Origin of the sequence: Mesorhizobium sp. M0037, from assembly GCF_040323635.1 — a bacterium.
Taxonomy (GTDB): Bacteria; Pseudomonadota; Alphaproteobacteria; order Rhizobiales; family Rhizobiaceae; genus Mesorhizobium.
In genome coordinates this window covers 1-19,456 of sequence record NZ_JAMYVB010000034.1, presented here as the reverse complement: position 1 = coordinate 19,456, position 19,456 = coordinate 1, and the positions used below count along the sequence as shown (strand labels likewise).

Here is a 19,456-nt window from a genome sequence, read left to right as displayed (position 1 = left end):
CACAATCGCGGCCATCTGGTCCGCTGCTTGAGCTTGGGCTTCATCAGAATGAAGGGCGACATGGTTCATCCGAATGTAGAAATTTGCGCTGGGGGGAGGTGAGAATGAGGCTACCAGGAAATGTGTTGGCTGGGAGAACGCCGAGGTGCAGTGCGGTCCGCGAAAGCGATCAATGAGGTTGAATGCACAGAACGTGCCGCCAAGACAGCCAGGTTGAAATCGCTACGCTTGGCTCAGATCTTGCCAGAGGCCGACCCGCACTTTTCGTTCAACGAGGAACTCGACTGCTCGGTACTTGTCGCGGTGCTGGCTCGGGAACCGCATAACTATCCAAAGCGGCCCGAATCCCATTCTTTCCGGCGGCTGCCCCTGCGACGAGGCCTTTGATCTCCTCAAGCAGCGCCGTTAGGCTTTGTCAACAATCGGCTTTTTTCGCCGTGGCGAACCCGCACGTGCTCGGCGTCGACAGTCACCAGTGGCCGGAGGCTGACGGTTACCTTGTCGCCGTCGATGCGCGTGACCGGGCCGACTGAAGCCGATCACGGCCTTCGAAGTCGAATCGACAACCGAATGCGGGAAGCCATAGGAGGGAATCGTCACGCTCATGCGATCGGGTGTCACCCGGCCCGGGGCGGGTGCGGTGTCAAGGATGAGAGGTTGCTAATAAATGAGCGTCCGTGGCCTGAAGTTTCTCGACAAGTGGGTAGCCAAACAACTGCCCATTGTGGCGCAGGGAGACCGCATCTCGGTTGGCGACTTGAAAGACCAGTTGATGACAGCTGCCGAGAAGGCCGGCATTCCTGCCGACCAGATCAACGGCGAGCTTGAAAGCGTCTTCTATGGATGGATAGCGCTAGCTGATGCGACATCATGCTACAGCGATATTTTAGAATCAGCTAATTGCGCAATCGCTAATTGATGAAATGCGTGAGGAATGTATTTTCCACAGGGCGATCTGGACCTACATCGAAGCCGGTTCAATTTGGACCGCGCTCGGCTGTGCGGTCCTTGCGCTGATCGTTCTGCAAGTAGGGTACGCCGGGCCGGTCGTTTGCTTGATATACTGGCGATCTCGGAAGCGGCTGACTCGACTTGTCGAATTTCGGTCGCGGCTCAAGAGAACGTCGACGGCATCTGATACCCCGCGACCGTCTCGGCACGGTCACAACCTCTTTCTCACTGGCCTTTGCAAGCCGAACGCCGGCCTTCCGGACCTTTGCCGTCACAACAACTGCCTCGCCCTTGTTCTGTTCGGCAGAGCGAACCGCGAACCATTCGGCGATGTCGCGGTCTATAAACAAATACCCCACGCTGCCCCAGCCGCAATCAAGCCGCGAGCCCAACGGGGCAATCTCAATGTTGAAGAATATCGCCGCTTCGGCGGATGGCGAAGCTTTGCCTACAAACGTGGTCTCAATGCTGTGGCCTTAGGCAGCAGTTTTGCCTCGCAGTGCCGCCAGCAAGTGGGCCTACAACGTGTTTGCGGTGACAGACACCTACCCCGAGCTTCGGGCTGAAAGCCTTATCATTGATCCAGACGCGGAACTGGAGGACGGGTGCGTTGTGGTCGCTGTGTTTGGAGGCGGTCATCCGCAAACCGTGAGGTGGCGCAACAATCACGGGCGAGGCTATGGGGGCCGCTTTGCCGCCAAGGGAAGTCTGGAGGAGACGTTCCTCTCGATTCCATGGTGTGCGGACGAGGGCCATCTTCTTGCATTCGCATCCTCGGCCGGGTGTTCGGCGACCGGCGGCGCTTCCCGCGCTACAGAACCTGGAACGATCCAGTTTAATTCTCGAATAATTTGGCTCGCTGACTCACGGTGGTGGGCTTTTTTGTTGCTCAGCCCCAACGTCTCGACGCCGGGCTGCGGAACGCAAACATCGTGATGTCGTCGCGGGAAATCCCGATGTCGCTGAGCATGTCGTCTGGTGACTGGCTCAACTCGTCCGTTGCCTTCAACAGCGCCTTCTGCTCGGCTCGATGACGGACCCAATCGGCAAGGGGACCAACTGCGACGAGAGGAAGATTCACAAGCATAGGAAGGTTCACAAGCATCGGACCACTCCCTTTACCGCTGCAGGAAACTGCACGTAGCCTACGCCAATACGTCGATGCGTCTGTTACAAACCTCACAGATCGATCCGAACGGGCAAAAACTGCCCGGATGCCTGACGGTGGCGGGCTTTTTATATATTAGCAATGCATAAAATTCGAGAAGGTCCATGGCATGGTTGTTAGCAAACTCGCTGCTATCGTGCGACGCAGGGCTCGGTGGATGGTGTGCTGGAATGCGCGGGGCTGGATGGATCAAGGGTCTGATGGAAGCTGACGCTCGCGATCTGCGGAGCGAGATCAGTCGGCTCCAAATAGACTTGATCGCTGCCGCCAACTCTCAGGGTAAATCCAGGCTGCATGACGTCGCGCACACACTGCGAAGCCACAAGGCGCGGCTGGAACGTCTGGAGGAGTGCCTCGCTTCAATGACGTCGAATGTCCGGCCAGAGACATCCGCAACCCCGCCCCATGAAGGCCCGCCGTAAAAGGCAGCCCATCATTTCCGGAAGAGAACTCGCTGCCTCACAGTGGCGGGCTTTTTATTGCTCAGCCCCTACGTCTCGACGCCGGGCTGCGGAACGCAAACGCCGTGATGTAGTCACGGGAAATCCCGATGTAGCTGAGCACGTCGTCTGGTGACTCGCTCAACTCGTCCGTTGCCTTCAACAGCCCCTTCTGCTCGGCTCGATGACGGCCCCGATCGGCAAGGGAGCAACGGCGACAAGAGGAAAATTCACAAGCATAGGAAGGTTACAATCATCGGGACCACTCCCTTACCCGTGCAGGAAACTGCACGTAGCCTACGCCAATACGTCGATGCGTCTGTGACAAACCTCACAGATCGATCTGAACGGGCAAAAACTGCCCGGACGCCTGGCGGCGGGGGCTTTTCTATTTTGCCATCGGATCACCGAGCGCAAGCCAAGTGACTTCACCGGTGGCTGTACGCACCAAGTACCACGTCTGAGCGGTCTGTCGGTCGAGCAAGATGGTCCACCTCGCCCGTCGACAAGGCCGCCATGCGAGCGGCACGATCTGTGATAAAGATGAATTCCACCTCGTCGAGATAGGGCTTGCCGGTTTTGAAGTAGTTTGGATTGCGCTTGAGTTTCGCCGAAACGCCTGGCTGGAAATTCTCAAGGACGAAAGCGCCGGTGCGAACCCCTGAAGCCCAGTCCGCCTTGCCGTCCTTGGCTGGCATGATGACCAGATGGTAGTCACTCATGATGTAAGGGAAATCGGCGTTGCCGCTCTTGCGCGTGAAGACCACCGTTTCCGGGCCGTCCGCCTTGATCCTGGCGACGGACTCCAACAGCGACTTCGCCGCCGATTTTGTGTCCTTGCCCAAGTCTTGCAATGACGTCACGACGTCATCCGCCGTCACAGTCTTGCCGTTGTGGAAGGTTGCGCCTTTGCGCAGCTTAAAGGCCCAGGTCTTGGCCCCGTCCGAAGATTCGAAGCTCTCGGCGAGTTCCGGTTGGACATTGCCTTTGGCGTCGACCTCAGTGAGGCTGTTGGATAGCGAGCCCGAAAACGCGGTTTGTGTGAACGTATCGGGGTAGCCGGCCGGATCGATTGAATCCGTCGTCGCGCCGTGAGCCATGCCGAGCTTGGCGAAGCCGCCCTGCATCGGTTCGGCACGCGCCCTGGCGAGAAGAGCGTGTCGGCGGCGGCGACCGTCAGGCCTGCGGCTATTCCAAGATGAATGAAGTCGCGGCGGGAAACTTTGCCGCCACCGACCAGGCTTTGCGCGATACCAAGCTTGTATTCAGATTCTGAGATTTGACTCTCCCATTGCGGAGTTCTCCGCGTTATTTTTTTCAAGCACCGCGAACAAATCTGCTAGTTGGCTGCGGCCATCTTTCTTCGAATTTTTCCAATCCCAATCGGCTTTTGGGCCAATCAGGCCGTCACATAGATGCTGCCGGCTTCGACGGTGACTGGAAATGTGCGAGCGCGAATGGATGGATCAACCAAGGCTTCACCTGACTTGATGTCGAATTCCCAGCCATGCCAGGCGCATCGGACGATCTCGTTTTCGCGATGATAGATGAATTGCGCTTGTTCAACGGGCGCGGTTGTCCCGCATTGCGGTCCTTCGCAAAGTGGAGCGCCGCGGTGCGGACAGACATTCAGCAGCGCGTGGAATGAATCTCCGATGCGGAAAATCCCGACCGAAAGGCTGCGGATCTTGGCGATAAACGGAGATCCTGTTTCGATCTCGTCGACGCGGCAGATATATGTTTTTTCGGGCATCGTATGCTTCCTCAGGCGGCATTCGCGGCTTGCGCACGGGGGATGCGTTTGTAGACTTCCAGCGCGTTCAGTCCCATGATCTTGCTTTTCCACGCAGGAGGGATTTGCAGCGTGTTGGCATCGTCGTAATCCCAGTGCGGATAGTCCGACGCAAACATCAGCGTGTTTTCCCCGTCCATCGCTTCGAGCGTGGACCAGAGATGTTGGACATTTGCAGGCTGCTCCAGCGGCTGCGTGGAAAAGCGAATGTTGCGCCGGCAATATTCCGAGGGCAGCATCTTCAGCCATGGCGTCTCTTTGCGCAGCGCTTTGTAGTCGGCATCCAGGCGCCACAGGACCGACGGAACCCAGGCGACACCGCACTCGATGATCACGAAGTAGAGGTCCGGCCACTTCTCGAAGACGCCATGGGCGATCATGCTTGCCACGTGCGACATCGCCGACATGTGCAAAATGGCATGCGTTTCCCAGAAGAATGTCGTGGGCGCAGGCGCAATGGCAATTGAATTCACGCCGCCATGCCCGCCAAGATGTATGGCGAATGGCAACCCTACTTCAGCGCAAGCTTCGTAGATCGGATGGTAGAACGGGTCTCCATACGGCTTGACGGACCCTTGGGAAGCGAGAACCTGGACCATGCGCGGATGACTGCCCAGACGGCGTATCTCGGCGGCAGCGAGCTTCGGATCCTGTGGTGCGATGATGATCGAACCCATGAAACGATCGTCTTTCGGCAACCATTGATCGATCTGATAATCATTGTAGGCGCTGACCAAGGCGCTGGCATAGTAAGGATTGGCGAGGGTCGACGCCTCGATCGGCTCATCGCCGGTGAGGATCGCCACGTCGACTTTGTACTTGTCGAGGTGCTTCTCTTTCATGATGAGATAGTTGTCGGCTTCCGTCTTCGGACGGACGTCCTTGCGGGAGAAGTCCTGCGGATGAAACCAGGGGCGATGGCCATGCGGAAATGCGCCAACGGGACCTGTTTTCTCGCCCTCGGTGAACATGTCTTTCCACAAGCCGGAAAGGTATGGCGTCAACACAGTGGCGCTTGACCAGTAATTGTGACAGTCGCAATCAACTATGAACACTTTGTTCCGCTCCGTGGCCCGTCCCGGCGGTGCGCCGGCCGATCATCTGGTGCAGCTTCCCCCTTGAGTATTGGTTGATCAAGCTTATGGTAGCCAGGAATATGATCGAATTTTTCGATCGGGATTTCCATGCAGCTTGATCACATCGAAACCTTTCTCGACATCATCGAATCGAGAAATTTCAATCGCACCGCAGATCGGTTGGGCTTAACCCAATCGACAATCAGCACCCGCATCAAGAACCTGGAGAGCGCAATCGGATCTGAACTGTTCCAACGCGGACGCGCCGGGGCAGAGCCGACTGCCGCAGGGCGCCGGTTCGAAACCTACGCAAGATCTCTGGTATCCACTTGGTCGCAGGCTCGCCACGATGTTCGGGCCTTCAACCGTTTCGAAGGCACCTTGCGCGTTGCCGCCCAAGTGGGCATGACCCGCTCAGTCCTGCCCGGGTGGGTCGAAACCCTGTGCCAAGCACTTCCGAAGTCCTCAATCCATGTCGAGTCGGATTATTCGAACCAGATGGTCAGCGACCTCAGCATGGGAAACCTGGATATCGCAGTGCTTTATGCCCCCCGCTACTTGCCTGAGATCGCATACGAGCACCTGATGGTCGAGGAATATGTAATGGTTTCGACTGCCGCCAGAAAACTGTCGGACGTCGATCCCGACACCTACATCCGCCCAGGCTACACCGTCGTGCTGGAGAAAACGCACGCAGAGATGCTGGCTCAATTGGCGATCTGCCGACTTTCGACCGGATCGGAAGCTCTGGCGGAGATCATGCTCCGGCGAACGGGCGGCACTTGCTATATGCGCAGCGATGATGCGCGCAGGTTTACCGGTGAGCTTCCATCGTTCCTGGTCGAAGGAGCGCCGACGTTGCACCAGCCAGTCCATACGGCGATACTGGCACGCCGCAAACACGAACCGATCATTCGCAAAGGCATCCGTGCTCTCCATCTCGCCGTAATGTCGCTGGAGGTTTAATCGATATTCCCGATCATAGCGCTGGAATAATATTGCTGTTCAGCGGGGTAAGAACTGGCATGTTGCTCGACCTAACGCCGAGCCGCACGATGAATGCATACGCTTCCATCCAAGCCTCAGATCCGCTTCATTCACAGTGCGAAAACCCCAGGCGACATCATCTTCCGAGCGGAACTGGAAGCACTTGCCGCTCGCTTTCCCAATGTTAAAGTGACTTTGGTTTGCGGCCAGGGAGGTCCCGCTTGGACGGGTTCAACCGGCCGAATTGATGGTCGGATGCTGCTGAGCCTGGTTCCCGATCTTCACAAGCGCACCCTTTTTGCCTGTGGGCCCGAAGGGTACATGAAGACGGCACGCGCCTGCCTTGATGCAATAGGATTCCCGCCGGCGCAGTATCACGAGGAGAGTTTCGGAGGCAGCAATGGTTCGCGGCCGAAATTGGCTCGGCGATTTCGTCTTCGGTCCGTTTTGTCCGCTCGGGTGTGGAGCATCGCTGCGCGCCCGGAGAGACCCTGCTGGACGCGGCGCGGAACTGTGGCATCTACATCCCCGCCTGCCAGCAGGGCGTTTGCGGAACCTGCCGAATAGCCAAACTATCTGGCGAGGTTGCCATGGACGATTTAGGCGGACTGAACGCTGAAGAGAAATCGGCTGGCTATGTCCTGGCATGTTGCAGCCGCCCGCGAGGGACGGTTTTGCTCGACGCTTAACTCGGCGTTGTTGACTGTTGAAGATTCCGTCGGCGCACGCATCGGCGTCAGGGTCTAACCCCAACGAGCTGGCGCCGGCGCCGTCGAAGTGGGCATTAGAGGGAGCGCCTGAACGTCCGCTTCTCACGCCTTGACGCTCGGAGCTGCCAGTCCGTTATCGGCCCCCAAATGAGACGTTGGAAGCATTGAGGGCAGGGGACAGTTCGTGGCGCAAACGAGGTAGCAGCTCCGAGTAGTCATCGCTGTTCGCGAAACCGTCGATTCCTGGACATCGCAATGTCGCGTATCGATTAACGCGCTATCTCGGCTCGCGGACCAATTCAGGTACGCGCCTGACATTAGCTATTGAGCATAGATCCGTGCGTCCCGGAAAGCGGACGCGGCACGATCCGGGTTAGGCGAGTAAGATACGCTCGATGACGGCGCCGCGCGCGGAACCGTCGAAACAAGGATGAAGCTGTTGCTGGAGTCGAGCGGGCATTCACGCGGCCATTGCCGGAGCAGATCGGCGCTAGGACGGCCCAGCAGCCTTTGTCGCGGGGGGACACTTTGCGGCGGGCGGGCCGCTGGGCCCAACCGGTGAGACTCAGCGCCGGCCGGCAAACAATATACGCACGCCTGCCAATGCCAATAAATCATACAAACGGAGGAAGCGATCTAACCAGCGATCGCCATTTCCGATGCCAGCGCCTATGAGACCTAAGCGCAGCTTGCCGGCCGCAGCATGGTCCCAATTTGGGACGAATAGTTTGGCACCTATATTGCACCCACATCTTTCGCCGGCTGATCCCCGGTCCTGATCGCGTACTCTGATCAGGTGTAGGGCTCGCCGGGCTCGAGGTAGTTGGGGTCTTCGCCCGGCGAGTTGTCTACCAATGCGCAGTCACAGCCACATGGTGACGCCATACTCCGAAATGCCGCAAGCATTCCGCAGTTGTGCATCGCCCGACCAAGGTCCGATCGGTATGGGACTTCAGTCGCGCAAAAGGCCGATAGGGTCTGCGACTCCGAATTTTTTGTTAAATTTCATACGCTTACAAAGATCTTCGCAGTCGTCAGTCGCTCATTGCAACAAGTATTTATCTAAAGTTCCTTCAGTCGGATTAGGAAACTCTTAGAAGCCGCTCTATAACGAATCAGCGAGGTGACTATTCGCCTGAGGAGGTACCATGACATCCCGAAAAACCCTTTTGGCGGCGCTTGCCGTGCTTGCGCTAGTGACCGCTCCTGCTTCCGCTGGCGCGGGTGGAAACGGTGGTGGTCACGGCAATGGGGGTGGTCACGGCAATGGCGGTGGTCACGGCAATAGCGGCAAGTCCGGCAACAGCGGCGGGAAGTCCGGCAACAGCGTTTCGCACGGCAAGTCGGCATCGGCTCACGCCGGAAAGAAGGCCTCGGCCGACGACCAGGTCGCCGTCGACGACATTGAGGTCGCCGCGACGCCCAAGGACAAGAACATTCACGCCAAGCTTGGCCGGCTGAACTCGCTGCAGCGCAACATCAACGCTTATATGAACTCCAAGAGCAAGAAATTCGCCGGCATTCAGGCTTATGTGACAGCTTCGGCCGCCGCCAAGGGCGCCCAAGCCGCGGTAGATGCCGCCCAAGCCGAAGTCGACGCTTTGAACGCCAAATTGAACGACCCGAATACTCCGGCCGACCAAGTCCCGACCCAGGAGCAGATCGATGCAGCGCAGGCGGCGCTCGATGCGGCCAATATAGCGGCGGCCGATGCTGCTGCCGCCGTCCCATCGCTGGATGACGCGCTCGCCGATATGGCTAACAAGCCGGTCGACGCCGATGTCACCGAATGGGCCAACGGCGTGCTTGCCGAGAAGATCGACGAGATGGCTTCCAAACAGGATCCTGCGCCAACGCCGTAAGACCGGTCACCGCTGAAACGACCCTAGTCGAACGTGCAAGCCGCCGGGTCACACCCCCGGCGGCAGGGCGACGACGAGCTTGCCACCGAAATACCGTGTTGAGGAGATGGCATGCGATGCCGTGACGGCCACCCACACCGTCAACGCGAAAACTCCGATCAGGGCGGCGCGCGAAGCGACGGGAACGCGACGTCATTCTACCCCCGGCCACATCTTCGAATACAGCTCAGCCCGTAGGGCGGTCCATACCCGGCTGGCCGACGGCTCACGCTGGTTTCTTGAAACGCACCATGCCGTCGACCTCGATGCGCAAGTTCGACTATTGACCCGGACCAGGGTTCTCTCGGTCTGGTTTTGAGCCAAGGGTGAAGCAATACGATTTCCTGGACGTGGCCGCTTGAGGCATTTGTCGGTTCAAATCTGCCTTCGCCAAGGGCCGCTATTTCAACAATCACATCCGCAACTAACTATGCATTCCGACTCGCCCAAGATCCGACTCGCCCAAGAAAAGGCTGCAGGCTCGTTGGACGATTAAGGGAGGTACTTTCCGAAAAACGGCCCGCGCTGATCGAAGGGCGCGCAGGCCGGACCGTTGCCGCCGGTCGGCAGCGGGAGGCATCCATTCCGGCCGGTGCAAACCGGCCTCTCCCGGCACAATTAGCAACCTTCGGCAGTCGTTTTCATCTGTCCAGGGGCTGCGGACTTGGCACTGGTGTCATCCTGTTGACCAGGAGCGGCCTGCTTGGCACTGCCACTCTGCTGGCCCGGCGCACAGTCCTTCGCTGAGTTCGAATTGGTCGACTTCGTTGTGGTCGAATCCGTGTTGTTATCTGTCGTCGGCATCGTTGTGGTAGTGGAGGAGCCACTCGACGTTGTCCCTGTTGTCCCTGTCGTCCCCGCGAACGCAAGCCCGCTGGAAACAGCCATCATGGCAGTGGCAAAAAGAAGCCGTTTCATTCTTCATCTCCTAATGACAAGTAATGTCCCTTCCATTCGATAACGGGGGATGCGAAGGATCGGTTCCGATGCGACCTTGTGTTGACCGGCAGCTTTGGGGCGGCCGTTAGCGGACTGGCAGCCTTCAGGCGGCGGATCTTCGGTAGCTGACATTCCGGCTAGCACGGACATCGCCTTCCCCATGGGCAGAAATTATTCTCCTGGGGCCCGCCCACGTTTCTCTCAAGCCTCCGATTTCATGACCGACAGGTTATCACGATGTGTCTGAAAGTGCAGAAGCTGATCGTCGCCCCTTGGTTGTGCAGCCCTTCAGCCGTGGGCCAACCTCCCAACACCCTTGAAAAGGACTTGAAGTCGTCCCGCACCAGAGCGAACGTCTTCGCATGCATAACACGACGGTCACGAGACACCTGACGAAGAAGGAATGGGAGCGACGCTCCCTGGAAGGCGACTTCTCGCAAATGCCGCGCCCCTTCCATTGGCGTCAGTCAGCCCGCTTTGCGCATTTCATGAATGGCTATAAGGAGGCGGGCGGTTTGATGAACTCGCTCGTCTGCACCGCGGAGAGCTTGCTCTTGAGGAACGCCTCCTGGCGTAGATAAACAAAAGCGCGCCATCGTGAGGCAGCGGGGCTGGAGCCCGGCAAACTTGCAAAGGTTCAAGGGGATACCGTTCCGCGTCTTTTGCTCGCTCGCCGGCGCAGCGGCAAATTGATCATAGCACGGCCTAAGTGGTCTTGCTGCTCCGGCATCTCACCGTGAGGAAGAAATGACGCTGAGCATGCCCAACTGTCGTCGGGTCCGCTGGCCGCGCATATGGGTCACGCCGCAGGCGTTGCAATCCCTTCTAAAGCGATGATCCTAGTGTTAGCGGAACGTTTGCGGATCTCGATCAGCCGGGCGTATTCCGGCGAATTATACCAGCCCATCAATGACGCCATGTCGGGGAATTCGACAATGACCAGTCGGTGTGGATCCCAATCACCTTCCAGAACCTTGGTGGCGCCACCGCGGCCCAGGTACCGCCCACCGTACCGCTCTTCGGTAGCGGGAACGTCCCGCCGATATTCCTCGAACAAGGCAGCGTCTTTTACGTCTACATCCGCTATCAGATAGGCAGCCATCTGTGTTTCCTCCTTAGACCTAGCTCGCCCTCCTCGGCTTCGGCGTCGTCGGTCCGCACCCTGTCGACGATCTCCGTGGCGACATCCAGCGCCAGCGCGCTTTTCGATGATTATTGGCGCTGCCACGGCTTTCCTTCTTTCGCATGGTTCGCAAAGATTAGCATGATCGCATGCTCTCGTGTCTGGCGTCGTCTCCCTCAAAGCGTCATCGACCGCCCTTCAGATGAGACACCGCCGTCTCGACAGGTAGGCTCGGCAGTGTTCGGTTTTTCTTCGGTTCTTTTCATCCAAAACTTGTAGAAAAGCGCGAATGAAAATAGGAAATATGCAACCTGAAAGATGATCAAAATCAGCAAGGTCGATGCAAGGGACTTCCAGAATGAATCCGTTGCTAGGTGAATCCGGGTCGCTACCACGGTCAACGTGGCAAACATCCCAATCAGGAATCGCGGAAAAAACATTATGTTCAATGCCGCCCCATAGCTGGACCGACCGGTCTCACGTCTACTCCCCAGAAGCACGTAAGGTTTCACTAAATTAGGTAATTGCGCTAGCGCCAATGGCCAGAACCAAACCTTCCGACCAGCTTTCCCGGGCTGAAATCGACCGCTTCCTGGCAGCAGCCGAAGCGCTGCACAAGAGCATCGTCGGGCCGCTGTGGCGTACCACAGCGAGCATGCGAAGCTCTGTGAGGTCCATCGACCCCTTTTGAAGGCGATTGAGAACATCACCGGCCAGAAGGCGCAGTTCATCCAAAGGAACGGGACAGGGCCGTCTCGGCCGCGCGGCAGCCGTCTGGCTAGCCGCCGGTCAAGTCCTATAAGCTCGGATGCGAAGCTTCGCTTCGTCTTCCCGCAGGGTATTGCGATGCATTTTAAGCGCTTGAGTTTGCTGACGGTCTTCTCGACGAGTCACTTTATTACCTGGGTGGCGAAGCCCGCCAGCCGAATGGTTGCCCTCCGCTCGCAGCCGACCGGCTCCGTGGCTCGGTGAATGGCTAGCACTGTCGCAGCAGTCCTCCGAACGCCCCGCCATGGCGGTGGCCGGCTTAGCAGTCTGATGCCCCCTCGCGGGCGAGATTGTCCACGTTGAGCGGCTTGCTGACCAGTTTCAACGCGCCGTCCGGGTTGCGCGGCCATTCCGCTTCTGGGCGATCCCAATAGAGTTCTACCCCGTTGCCGTCGGGATCGCGCACATAGATCGCCTCCGAGCCGCCATGGTCATTCGCGCCGGTGAGCGTCACCCCTGCTGCTCGCAGGCGGCGCAGCGCAGCCGCCAACGCCGCCCGTGTCGGATAGAGAAAGGCGACATGGTGTAGGCCCCGTCGTGCCAACGGGGGCCGCGGCGCCGCCGCGGCTTTTCCAATTAGTGAGCGCCAGATGATGGGATATCCGCCCGCCGCGAGAAAGGCAGCCTCCTCGCCTAGCGACATGGTGACGCCGAACCCGAGGGCGCCGCAATAAGGCTAGCGATCGCTCGATGTCGGCGACGTTGAGATGGACGTGACCGACCCGAACGCGCGGGTTGATGGCATATTTTTCGACGACGCTGGCGGCGTCATTGGGATTGATCGATTGATCGTTCATGACCTCCGCTCCCCTGCTGGCGATTTCCACAAGCGAAAGTATCGCGCAAATGCATTGCCCGGAAAATATGAGATGACTAAAATGAGCATCCCGTTTTCTGCATAATCCGGGAATGCGCATCGACGAGATATGTGTCTTCATCAACGTCCTCGAGGCAGGGAGCTTTGCCGGCGCGGCGCGCCGTCTCAGCATGCCTGCAACGACGGTGAGCGCCAAGGTCGCGGCCCTGGAGCGACGGCTCGGGCTCTCGTGATCCAGCGCACGACCAGAAAGCTGCGCGCTCCGCCCGAGGGCCAAGCCTATTTCGAGCGGTGTCGCATCGCGCTGCGAGAAATCGAGACCGTCGAAGCTGAGCTGCGCGCAGAGTCGGCGGGGATGGGCGGACAGCTTCGGCTGACGGCGTCAGTGGATATCGCGCAGACGCTTCTACCGCCTGTTATTGCAGCGTTCCGTAAGGCTTATCCGGCGGTCGCCGTTGATCTCGTCGTCACCGACCCCGTTGCCGATCTCGTCGCCGACGGCATCGACCTCGCCGTGCGCGTCGGCCCGTTGCGCGATTCCAGCCTGATCTCACGCGCTTTCGTGACGGGTCCTTCAGGACTGTTTGCTTCCCAGGCCTACCTCGACCGCCGGGGCACACCTGTCTCACTGGAGCAACTCGAACATCACGATCTCATCGCCCTCAGCAAGGCATGGGCGCGACCGCTGCCGATGCTGGCGGGCGACCGGAAGACCTGACAGGGGGCCTCGCCTGCGATGATCTGCAGCGTTTGGAAACGCTTCGACCGGCTGAGCAAGGCGGGCGTGTTCGAAACGTTCTTTGATCATCTCGCTGCGCTCTCGTCGTCGGCGCACCTGGTGCAGATGTTCGACAGCTCCGTGGTGCGCGCTCATGTCTCGGTCCGTAGGGGCAAAAGGCCATAGGCGATAAGATAGGTATTGCTCTGCGGAATCGGGTGGGATTCTAACTGCGATGACACACGAATTGCTTGCAGACGACGGTTGGGCCGAGACGATTGAGCTTCTCGGCGGCGAAGATTTGCTTACGCGGAGCGCCCGCGAGACGAAGGCGTTCCTGCGCCCGCGGGGCGTTCAATCGGCGCCCGATCTGTTGCGCCTGGCGCGCAGCGGCTTCTCGACCAAAATCCATCTGAAGACACCGAACGCGTTCATTTGGACAGCGACCCATACTTGGCCCGCCGGCTCATGCTGGCGGGCTTTTTTGCGTCAGTCGGGAACATCCTCGCTCTGAGGCTGTTCGGTCACACCCGGCTCGTTCTTCAGCGATTCCTGCCGGTGACCAAGATGTCCTCTCCACTCGTCATGGTCGGCCCGCGCAGCCTCGGAAGCAGGGCGCGGGCCTCTTTTTTCGCTACTCCGCATTTCTGACTCCATAGATCTCATGCGCCTCGTGCAAGCTCTGTCGGGCGTGTTGCAGTGATCGATGCAAGTTCGCCAGCAATTCGTCGGCGTCGGCCGTCGGACTGCCTTCTCTCTCGCGTCTTGGCGCGAAATCTCGGAGAGATAGCGCAGGATTGTAGCCTGTTCAGTCAAGTCCTGCTGAATATCGTTCAATTCGGCCAGCTTCCGTTCGATAGAACTCATCTAGGCACCATGCGCCTAGAAGTGGCCGCGCGCAAACGCTGCTTCGATAGCGATCACCAGTTGGGTTGTACTGCGCTCTTAAGCGTCGAATTCCAGCGGCTGGTGGTCCGGTTGCTCGTGCCACATCACTCGGCGGAAATCGCGACGGTCTACCTTTTGCGCGCAAATGGGGCGCGCATAGAAATGCTCTTCCCAGTCAGGTCATGTGGCTTGCCGGGCATGGGCGGTCCGAGGTCGGCTATTCTGGTCATGCCCGACCGAACCCGTCGCAGCGGCAAAAATTCCGGAAAGGCGTGCCTGTTGCCCGATCGCCCGCTCGCATTTTTTGTACCATATATACGCGGCTTCCATTAGCATCCTCTCATGGCAACTCTTCGGTACGGCGTAAGGCGGGAACCGGATGGGACGTGGACGGTATTCGACGTGTTCACCGGGCTGCCGGCTATTGTAGCGGGCCACCCATCTGTCGACCTTCCCGACATGGGGTATGCCGAAGAGCTGGCGGCCATCCTGAATGCCAACGACCTAAAGCAGAGGCTATCTCACGGAAGGTTCCCGGGAGGGTTCGCCTGACTGAGGTGTGATTCGCCCGGCTTCGTACTGCCCATCCAGGGTGGTTCGTCCGATCCGAACAACCATTTGTTATTGAACTGCCGACTACCAGGGTCTTAAATCGACTTGCCGTTGCTTTCGTAGGGAGGATGTGATGAGCAACGTGGTGCCAATCCGCAAGGCGTTGCCTCGCGTGGAAGTTGTCCGAGCCAGTGGCGAATGGGTCGTGCGCATCATAGAGACCGACCAGGAAATTACACGCTCATTCGGCCTGGAATCGTTCGCCCTGTCCTTCGCTGAAGGCCAGCGGATACGGCTACATCTCGACAAGGTTGTGCGGCTTTAGGACCCTCCTGCGGCTGGGTAACCTCAGGGCCGCGACGGTGATGGCCCATGGATGTGCTTGAACAGGAGATTGCCGATCTCCTGCATTGCCGTCATATCCGGGTAAGCCGCTAAACGGAGACTTCACCGCAGACGCTGCCGAGCAGCGGGATCAACACGAAGCTGTCATCCCGAAACTTGGGGGTGATCGTGAAATCTTGTGCTCGACAAGCCACACCCATGAGCGGGGACTTTGCAGCGGGCGCGCTGGGCCTGACCGGTGGGGCGGTGTGGAATCCGCCGGCTGGCGAACGTATGCGCCTCCTGCCAACGCCAGCGAAACATCCAAACGAACGAGGCGATCTAACCGCGATCCAAGGCTAACACATAGGCCGATAGCAAAGGCTTATAATCGCTGAGAGAACGAAAATGGCCGACGCCATGGTTGGGGAACCCGGGTGGGTAGGCGCCGGCCACAAGCGGAACAGGCCCACCGCACCACACACATGGCTGATTTGTCATCACGTGGTTATGGTGTGATCGCGTAGGGCTAGACCAGCGGAACCTAGTAAACGCCGCTTAGTAAGCGATCCTCGACGCGATCGTTCATCGCCACGACGACTTGGGAAACTTGACGGTTGCAGCCCTCTGCCATGTCGAGCTCAAGTCATGAACATCGGCCCTCCGATCATGAGCAGGCATGCGCCCATCCTACCATATCGCGCTCCCGGTTTCGCAAGGCGCAGCAGCAAGGGGGAGGCGACCAGAGCCGATGTGAAGGGGACTAGCCAAGCTAATATTCGCTTGCGCTAATTTAAATGTGCCGTAACGTCATGCTCAGCATTTTTGGGGAGGAGCAACGGTGGGGAGTATGATGAGAGTAGCTGTGTTTTGCGCGGCGATCGTGATCGCTGGGACTGGTGTCGCTATAGCCAAGGAGAAGAAGGTGGTGGTGAGTGACGCCACGGACCTTTGCTCTACGAAGCACTCTGCCAAGAAGCAGGTGCTCGAACTGGACTGCAGGCCGACCGGAACCGCCAAATTGCCGGCCGGTGGAACGCCGGAAAAGCCGCGCCTCGGATACGACACCGATCCGTGGCTGGTTAAAGGCCTTTAGACACTAGGCGACGGCAACACAGTGCGGCTAACGGGAATGTGCGCTGGCGGTGAAGCCTTCTTTGTTCTCTCGTCGGTGGAACATTGTCGCTTGGAAACGCTTCGGACGGTGCACTGCCCCATCAGTGCAACGTTCCCTTCCTTGTTTGCACTGGCCGGCTGCTGAAAGGTGGCCGGCTTTTTTGCATATAACCGCGACCTGATGTTTGAGGCTTGTTGATTGGACAGCAGCGAGTGGCCGCTGCTGGCTTAGCGTCCAGGATTGGAATCTGTAAAGGCGAGATCACCGAGGCAGGGATGACCAGTTTCGTCTGTTAGCCGCGACGCCGACGAAATTGAATTCAGAAGGGCGTCGGCCGGGCTGCACAGCCGGGCCAAGGCTGGAAAGAGTTCCGCTCCCGCCCAGCCGTGGCCAGCACGATACGCATCGCACCTGCGCGCAAGCCGTACCAATGGCCCGCCTATTCCGCCGCGCCTTTTCGGCAGGAAACCCTCGGCCTCATCACAATGGAGGGCGAAATTCGCACCGCCCTATGGAACCATCCAGAGTGACATAGGCTGTTTCATGGAACTTGCTGATGACATCAGGAGGCCCTGTTAAGCATGCCAGTTGTTCGCGCTCGAAGCTCAGATGCAGGTTGGAGCTCTGCCTACTGCACCAGTATGGCAAGCGAGAACTAGGAACCGGGAGTGCTACGAATAGATTGCCGCAGTCGAGCTTTTATCAGAGCATGGCAAGGGCTGCCTTTCTCTCCACGTTGGCAGTCGTCCTGCTGCTCGCGCTATTGCCAGACCACTTGCTGCACGCCCTCGGATTGGCCTTCACGTCTCATCACGACAAGCTCAACCACGCCGCCGCGTTCGCCACCTTGTCGGCTTTGGGTAGCCTCGGCTGGCCCCAACAGGTGGTCCGGCTGGCGGTTCTACTCGCTTTAACGGGCGCAGCGATCGAAATCCTTCAATGCGTCACAGGGCGTGACATGAGTGTCTTCGACTGGTTTGCCGACTGCGCCGGAATGGCATACGGGCTGAGAACCATGAGTTGGCTAAAGGAGATTCTAGGGGAACCGGTTATTTGATCGCCACAGGCTCCGCCTTACCGCCGCCGTCTTGGCCCACTTGCCAGCCTCACGCCCGGGGCCGCCTTCGAACCCTCGCTATTTTCAATTTCCGACGCAAAGGCCGACAGCAAGGCGAATGGGTTTCGGGCCGCTCACCATTTAGACTTAGGTCCGATTCTTTCGAGCAAATGGCCGAACCCGGAAACATCCTTGTACTTTGTTGCAGTGGCCGTGCCGCTGAGGAGAACATGCACAGTGCCTCTATCAAATGAACTGCGCGACGTACCTTTAGAATTCCAATGCCCCTCCTGTTCACGCCCTATGGTGAGAAGGGGATCCTGGCTGAAAACGATTGCCGGTTTCAAATGCGATAGCTGCAGGTCCAGAGTGCGGCTCGGCTACGAAGAGAAGGTGGCCATATTCGACCGGCACCTTAAGCGAGGCGCGCCGGATCTGGGCCGACGACCAATGGAGTGCGATCCCGGCAACGGTTCCTGAGAGTGTGTCGGCAATTCAAGCTCCAACTGCTTGCGGTCTGCCGCAAGTCCAAGCTTTCATCTGGTCGCAGGGTCAGGCGGCTCTTTCGTCCGTACGGAACCGATGATGGCGAGAGGTTTCGATGCGGTCGGAGCACCGAGCAGGTCGACACGTTTTCGTAGCGACCACCAATCTCTAGCTGACCGCTTCGACGCTCTGACGAGGCGCGAGCAACTTGATCTTCAATAGTCTTTTTCGAGCCAGCATGCTCGCCGCCTCTGCGATACGGTCTCCGTAAGCATCGGCGACGAATGATAGCGTCGACAGGTCAATAATGAGGTCGTCGATCGCGCCCGCCAAGACACTGGACCCGCGCCCAAATTGATGCACCAGCGCCCGCACTTCCTTAAGTGCCGTCGAGGCTTCACCCGCATCCAGCAGCGCCTCGATGTCATCGAAAACCTGCATCCCGACCCTCCCGCTTTAAAACGGTGGCAATTTCGCGCGAAAAGAAAGCGCCTGCCAAGGTGCTCGCGCACGAAGGCGGCTATTCAGACAACAAGACAAACCCGGCTCACAAGCTGTCGAGCAGCAGTGCGCTCAATCGTCGCCGTTTGGCGGGCCTGACCGTCCCGGCCTTCAGGGCGCCGGAACTGCAGAGCGCTCAAATAGGACCCTCGCTAACGGAGAGCCGCCCAAACACGGCCACGTGGCCTCGTCCGAAACCCACTTATGGAACGCGGCGATACGAGGGTCGGTCCAGCAATCTTTTCTGCAACACAAATGATGAGCCTCCGTGTCGTCAGAAATCTGCATATCCTTGATCGGCAAGACCAATTCTCCCTTGGTGATCTCTTCGTTGAGCACAGAAAGGTCTCCGATCGCGACGCCCTGACCATGGCGACGGGCACGATATGCCATATCGGCATTGGGAAAGACCTCACCCGAGTTCAAACAGGGTGTTTCACGGAGCCAGTCTGAACGGGCACCCGATCCGGCAAGCGCACGAACTGATCAACGTACTGAAGAGCGGTCAGATCGCCACGAAAGACGACAGCCTATCTTCTGGCTCGGGTCTGAATTCCAGACCGTCGATCTCACCGCCTATCTCGGCCCGAGGTCCATTTTGCCGCCGACCAACTGGCAGCGCTCGATGCTCGCCAGTGGCGCTACTCGATGGGATACCGCGATCTCGTCTTTTCGTCCTACATCCTCGACACGCTCAAAGTGGGCCGGGAACTGCGGGAGAGGCACGGACCGCCGGTTGGATGAAGATGGCGGGGCTCCCGCGTTGCTGTTCGCGAAATTTGTCGAATTCGGCCGCCGCAAGAGCAACGACTAAGCCGTGTTTCGCATCGTCTTGATCATGAATAGATGTCTTAAGTTGGTATCCGGGAATGCCGACGGCAAGGACCGCATCGGGGTCGGAAGTTGACACTGGCGACTTTGCGATCGAACGTCCGCTAGCCCTTCATCGGCGGCTGAAAGCCGTCGGGTCCGCTGTCGGCCCCACTACAGGCCGCCCCTCCTCCTCGAATAGCATTAGACTAGTTGATCGGCTACAACGACCTAGAGTGCTAGAACGGGAGGGCACATGTCGGCGAGTGCTTACGCATTGACTGGCTTCATCTCGTGGGCGCTGGCCCTGCTGATCGTGATGGAAGTTATC

Annotated in this window: 22 protein-coding genes; 13 read left to right on the top strand and 9 right to left on the bottom strand. The window is 58.6% G+C overall.

From position 1 onward, the window contains the following. Window positions 1–667: 667 nt before the first annotated feature. Together NKJ78_RS30005 and NKJ78_RS30870 are read left to right on the top strand one after the other, a co-directional pair. Window positions 668–919: a DUF768 domain-containing protein gene (locus NKJ78_RS30005; RefSeq protein ID WP_023707510.1), complete on the top strand. Its 252-nt coding sequence runs from the start codon at window positions 668–670 to the stop codon at window positions 917–919. Window positions 920–923: 4 nt separating this feature from the next. Continuing rightward, complete coding sequence (locus NKJ78_RS30870; RefSeq protein ID WP_502901616.1) at window positions 924–1,517, top strand: exopolysaccharide production repressor protein; 594 nt, start codon at window positions 924–926, stop codon at window positions 1,515–1,517. A 323-nt stretch (window positions 1,518–1,840) separates the two neighbouring features. Here NKJ78_RS30870 and NKJ78_RS30000 read toward each other — a convergent pair whose 3' ends face one another. The 4 genes from NKJ78_RS30000 to NKJ78_RS29985 all read right to left on the bottom strand — a co-directional run bounded on the left by NKJ78_RS30000 (window position 1,841) and on the right by NKJ78_RS29985 (window position 5,406). After that, entirely contained in the window at window positions 1,841–2,056 is a 216-nt protein-coding gene (locus tag NKJ78_RS30000; RefSeq protein ID WP_023707511.1) for a DUF1127 domain-containing protein, read from the bottom strand. 931 nt (window positions 2,057–2,987) lie between these two features. Beyond that, a complete protein-coding gene (locus NKJ78_RS29995) occupies window positions 2,988–3,686 on the bottom strand; it encodes an ABC transporter substrate-binding protein (RefSeq protein WP_352461157.1) in 699 nt (232 codons plus the stop codon). A 272-nt stretch (window positions 3,687–3,958) separates the two neighbouring features. Beyond that, on the bottom strand, window positions 3,959–4,312 hold the full coding sequence (locus NKJ78_RS29990) for a Rieske (2Fe-2S) protein (RefSeq protein ID WP_023673824.1): 354 nt from the start codon (window positions 4,310–4,312) through the stop codon (window positions 3,959–3,961). A gap of 11 nt (window positions 4,313–4,323) precedes the next feature. Continuing rightward, complete coding sequence (locus NKJ78_RS29985) at window positions 4,324–5,406, bottom strand: amidohydrolase family protein (RefSeq protein WP_352461156.1); 1,083 nt, start codon at window positions 5,404–5,406, stop codon at window positions 4,324–4,326. A 129-nt stretch (window positions 5,407–5,535) separates the two neighbouring features. Here NKJ78_RS29985 and NKJ78_RS29980 point away from each other — a divergent pair, with 129 nt between their 5' ends. From NKJ78_RS29980 to NKJ78_RS29965, 4 genes are all read left to right on the top strand, one after another. After that, a complete protein-coding gene (locus tag NKJ78_RS29980; protein ID WP_023707514.1) occupies window positions 5,536–6,393 on the top strand; it encodes a LysR family transcriptional regulator in 858 nt (285 codons plus the stop codon). Between the two features lie 93 nt (window positions 6,394–6,486). Beyond that, the gene (locus tag NKJ78_RS29975) at window positions 6,487–6,981 is read left to right on the top strand and encodes a ferredoxin reductase domain-containing protein (RefSeq protein ID WP_352461155.1); all 495 of its coding nucleotides are present in this window, start codon (window positions 6,487–6,489) and stop codon (window positions 6,979–6,981) included. Further along, the gene (locus NKJ78_RS29970; RefSeq protein ID WP_196815267.1) at window positions 6,876–7,103 is read left to right on the top strand and encodes a 2Fe-2S iron-sulfur cluster-binding protein; all 228 of its coding nucleotides are present in this window, start codon (window positions 6,876–6,878) and stop codon (window positions 7,101–7,103) included. The genes NKJ78_RS29975 and NKJ78_RS29970 overlap by 106 nt, the downstream gene beginning before the upstream one ends. A 1,169-nt stretch (window positions 7,104–8,272) precedes the next feature. Then, entirely contained in the window at window positions 8,273–8,986 is a 714-nt protein-coding gene (locus tag NKJ78_RS29965) for a hypothetical protein (protein ID WP_352562772.1), read from the top strand. A 657-nt stretch (window positions 8,987–9,643) separates the two neighbouring features. On the opposite strand, the gene NKJ78_RS29960 is transcribed toward NKJ78_RS29965, so the two are convergent. The 3 genes from NKJ78_RS29960 to NKJ78_RS29950 form a co-directional block, all read right to left on the bottom strand. Beyond that, complete coding sequence (locus NKJ78_RS29960) at window positions 9,644–9,943, bottom strand: hypothetical protein (RefSeq protein WP_023726886.1); 300 nt, start codon at window positions 9,941–9,943, stop codon at window positions 9,644–9,646. A gap of 820 nt (window positions 9,944–10,763) precedes the next feature. Then, window positions 10,764–11,066: a DUF1330 domain-containing protein gene (locus NKJ78_RS29955; RefSeq protein ID WP_023670645.1), complete on the bottom strand. Its 303-nt coding sequence runs from the start codon at window positions 11,064–11,066 to the stop codon at window positions 10,764–10,766. A gap of 1,048 nt (window positions 11,067–12,114) precedes the next feature. Next, on the bottom strand, window positions 12,115–12,498 hold the full coding sequence (locus NKJ78_RS29950; protein WP_352461153.1) for a VOC family protein: 384 nt from the start codon (window positions 12,496–12,498) through the stop codon (window positions 12,115–12,117). A 64-nt stretch (window positions 12,499–12,562) separates the two neighbouring features. Here NKJ78_RS29950 and NKJ78_RS29945 point away from each other — a divergent pair, with 64 nt between their 5' ends. The 7 genes from NKJ78_RS29945 (at window position 12,563) to NKJ78_RS29915 (ending at window position 17,328) form a co-directional block, all read left to right on the top strand. Continuing rightward, the gene (locus NKJ78_RS29945; protein WP_352461152.1) at window positions 12,563–12,757 is read left to right on the top strand and encodes a hypothetical protein; all 195 of its coding nucleotides are present in this window, start codon (window positions 12,563–12,565) and stop codon (window positions 12,755–12,757) included. A gap of 7 nt (window positions 12,758–12,764) precedes the next feature. Beyond that, window positions 12,765–12,905, top strand: a complete 141-nt coding sequence (locus NKJ78_RS29940; protein ID WP_352461151.1) for a helix-turn-helix domain-containing protein — start codon at window positions 12,765–12,767, stop codon at window positions 12,903–12,905. Continuing rightward, window positions 12,902–13,390 (top strand): LysR substrate-binding domain-containing protein, encoded by a 489-nt coding sequence (locus NKJ78_RS29935; protein ID WP_352461150.1) that lies wholly within the window; start codon window positions 12,902–12,904, stop codon window positions 13,388–13,390. Before NKJ78_RS29940 ends, NKJ78_RS29935 begins: the two co-directional genes overlap by 4 nt. A gap of 235 nt (window positions 13,391–13,625) precedes the next feature. Next, entirely contained in the window at window positions 13,626–13,904 is a 279-nt protein-coding gene (locus NKJ78_RS29930; protein WP_352562771.1) for a hypothetical protein, read from the top strand. A gap of 1,059 nt (window positions 13,905–14,963) precedes the next feature. Further along, the gene (locus NKJ78_RS29925; protein ID WP_352461148.1) at window positions 14,964–15,155 is read left to right on the top strand and encodes a hypothetical protein; all 192 of its coding nucleotides are present in this window, start codon (window positions 14,964–14,966) and stop codon (window positions 15,153–15,155) included. An 849-nt stretch (window positions 15,156–16,004) separates the two neighbouring features. Then, the gene (locus tag NKJ78_RS29920; RefSeq protein ID WP_023708224.1) at window positions 16,005–16,250 is read left to right on the top strand and encodes a hypothetical protein; all 246 of its coding nucleotides are present in this window, start codon (window positions 16,005–16,007) and stop codon (window positions 16,248–16,250) included. Between the two features lie 703 nt (window positions 16,251–16,953). Then, window positions 16,954–17,328 (top strand): VanZ family protein, encoded by a 375-nt coding sequence (locus NKJ78_RS29915; RefSeq protein ID WP_023709574.1) that lies wholly within the window; start codon window positions 16,954–16,956, stop codon window positions 17,326–17,328. Window positions 17,329–17,982: 654 nt separating this feature from the next. Here NKJ78_RS29915 and NKJ78_RS29910 read toward each other — a convergent pair. Together NKJ78_RS29910 and NKJ78_RS29905 are read right to left on the bottom strand one after the other, a co-directional pair. Then, window positions 17,983–18,255: a hypothetical protein gene (locus NKJ78_RS29910; RefSeq protein WP_023708226.1), complete on the bottom strand. Its 273-nt coding sequence runs from the start codon at window positions 18,253–18,255 to the stop codon at window positions 17,983–17,985. A gap of 171 nt (window positions 18,256–18,426) precedes the next feature. Next, the gene (locus NKJ78_RS29905; protein ID WP_352461147.1) at window positions 18,427–18,741 is read right to left on the bottom strand and encodes a LysR substrate-binding domain-containing protein; all 315 of its coding nucleotides are present in this window, start codon (window positions 18,739–18,741) and stop codon (window positions 18,427–18,429) included. Between the last annotated feature and the right edge of the window lie 715 nt (window positions 18,742–19,456).